A 2,366-nucleotide genomic window follows, 5' to 3' on the forward strand; every position below is an offset into this window, starting at 1 on the left:
GAACAGCTCATTGAACTCACTGAGGAAAATTCCGATTGGGGCTTTGGTTTGTGCTTCTCGTATTTACGGCATGTTGAGAGTTGCTGCTGGAATCACAAGCGGGTTTACCGCATTTACTGTGAGTTGGCACTGAATCTGCGTATTAAACCGAGAAGAAGACTAAAACGGCATGCGCCTGAACCATTGAAAGAACCAATCCGAGAAAATCAGGTTTGGTCATTAGATTTTATGCATGATCAGCTTTCCGATGGTCGCAAGTTTCGATTATTGAATGTGATTGATGATTACCGCCGCGAAGGCCTAGCCATTGAAGCAGGGTTCTCATTGCCCACAATCAGGGTTATTCGTACGTTGAATCAATTGCTGGAGTGGAGAGAAAAACCGTTAGTGATCCGATGCGATAATGGTCCCGAATTTATCAGTCACGAATTTGTGCGCTGGGCTACTGAGCACGGTATTCGTATTGAATATATTCAACCGGGTAAGCCACAGCAGAATGCGTATATTGAACGCTATAATCGGACCATACGTTATAGTTGGCTGAGCAAGCATTTATTTGATACTTTGGATGAAGTACAAGATTATGCAACAAACTGGTTGTGGCATTACAACCATGAAAGACCACATCAAGCTAACAAAGGAAAGCCACCTCTAATGGCTGCTTAACCTCTACTTTTAACTTCGGTTATTTATGGGAGGATTACCGTTCAACCATCACATTATCAACCTATGAGCAGTATACTGCGCAAGTTTACCATCCATACTGATTTGAATGCCATTTGATTTCAATATATTAATAAATGCATCACTGGTGAACTGACTGCCTTGGTCTGTATTAAATATTTACTTATAGGCATGGTCTAAAATCCTAGACCCACATCAGGTACATCCAGCCAACCACGTTGTGTTAAAGCACGTTAAATTTGCTCTGGTGACCAGTCCAAGCCAATCAGATAATCAATATAGGCGAAGGCAAACGCTGTCATGGGTGATGAAGGAAAGAAGCGTCTTTTTTGGCTTGCAAATTTCGCTGCCTGTTGCGCTTTACATCTACATTACCCAGTATTTCTTTTTAATTTACGATAGAGGGTTGATCGTGAGCGCACTAACTCCCGAGCAAGCGTAACGATTGAATTTTTAGTTTTCAAAGTAGCATAAATTTCGTATCTTTAATCTTGAGAAAGATTAGTATATTTCTTCATTGTGTGCTTTCCAATTGCGAGTTGAAAAAGTCTCATGATTCTACGAATACACCTAACTTTTTTAACTAACTACAAATGTGTCGAACTTATGATTTGAGTTTGCGTTTATTGAATGGTGTGTAATGTCTAAAAAATCTAGTAATCCTGATACTTTGTTTATTCTTGATTTTTTAGGTAAACAAACTGATTTAAAAGTTGTTTTGCATACAGTTTCAAAGTGGTTGGAAGGTTTAATTCCTGGATCAATGGTAACTATTATGTTTTTCTCAGAGAAAGAAAAACATTTAAATTTAATCAGTGGAGGACAATATTTTACTTCAGCATATCGTAATGCATTAACAAATTTAAAGATTGGGCCATATGTTGGTGCATGTGGAGCAGCAGCTTATTATCGTAAAATCGTTATTTGTGAAGATATTCTTATTCATCCTAACTGGATAAGCTATCAAAAATTTCTTATTGAAGAAAATATTTCTGCTTGTTGGTCAGTTCCTATAATTAGTGCTGAAGGTACTTTATATGGAACTTTTGCAACTTATTATCGAAAACCGAAGAGCCCAACAGATGATGAGATTAAAATGCTTAATCATGCGGCATACCTGACTGCTTTAGGGATCGATCTATATTATGAGCGTCAGCATAAAAATGCTATGAAGGACAAATATCATTCTTTTTTTGATCATCATCCTGATACGGTATATGAATTGGATTTACATGGAAATATTAACCAATTAAATATAACATCAAAAAAGATTAATGGATTTGAGATAGAGCAGATTGTAGGACTACACTATTTAAATTTTATTCATCTTCAATATAAAAAAATAACAGAAGAAGCTTTTAAAAAAGCTACAGAAGGTCATATTCAACGTCTAGAAATACAGGTTTATGACGTTAGAGAGGAAAAATATTGGGCAGATCTCACCTTTTTACCATTATTTCAAAATAAAAAAATTGTAGGCGTATTTGCAATTGTAAAAAATATTACAGACCGATATAAAACAGAAGAGCATTTACAATTATTAAAACGGGGATTAGATGCAAGTCCTAATGGTATTGTAATTACTGATGCTACTTCAAATCATGAAATTGTATACATTAATCCTGCTTTTCTAAAATTAACCGGATATTCCGAAAAAGAAATTTCAGGTCGTAATTGTCGCT

The 2,366-nt window shown here is 35.9% G+C and carries 2 protein-coding genes and 1 pseudogene; 2 read left to right on the forward strand and 1 reads right to left on the reverse strand.

Annotated features, from left to right (window positions below; all coding sequences use genetic code 11):
* Positions 1-666, forward strand: a 666-nt coding sequence (locus WA352_RS21575; RefSeq protein WP_336143892.1) for an IS3 family transposase, incomplete at its 5' end; no start/stop codon positions are given.
* A 254-nt stretch (positions 667-920) separates the two neighbouring features.
* Here the strand turns inward: WA352_RS21575 and WA352_RS21580 are convergent.
* A pseudogene (locus WA352_RS21580) lies at positions 921-1,160 on the reverse strand (IS30 family transposase); the annotation flags it as partial.
* 164 nt (positions 1,161-1,324) lie between these two features.
* On the opposite strand from WA352_RS21580, the gene WA352_RS21585 reads away from it, so the two are divergent.
* The coding region (locus tag WA352_RS21585) for a PAS domain S-box protein (RefSeq protein ID WP_336143893.1) at positions 1,325-2,366 on the forward strand (1,042 nt) is incomplete at its 3' end.

The organism is Acinetobacter sp. 102 (assembly GCF_037028485.1).
In the GTDB taxonomy this organism is placed as follows: Bacteria; Pseudomonadota; Gammaproteobacteria; order Pseudomonadales; family Moraxellaceae; genus Acinetobacter; species Acinetobacter higginsii.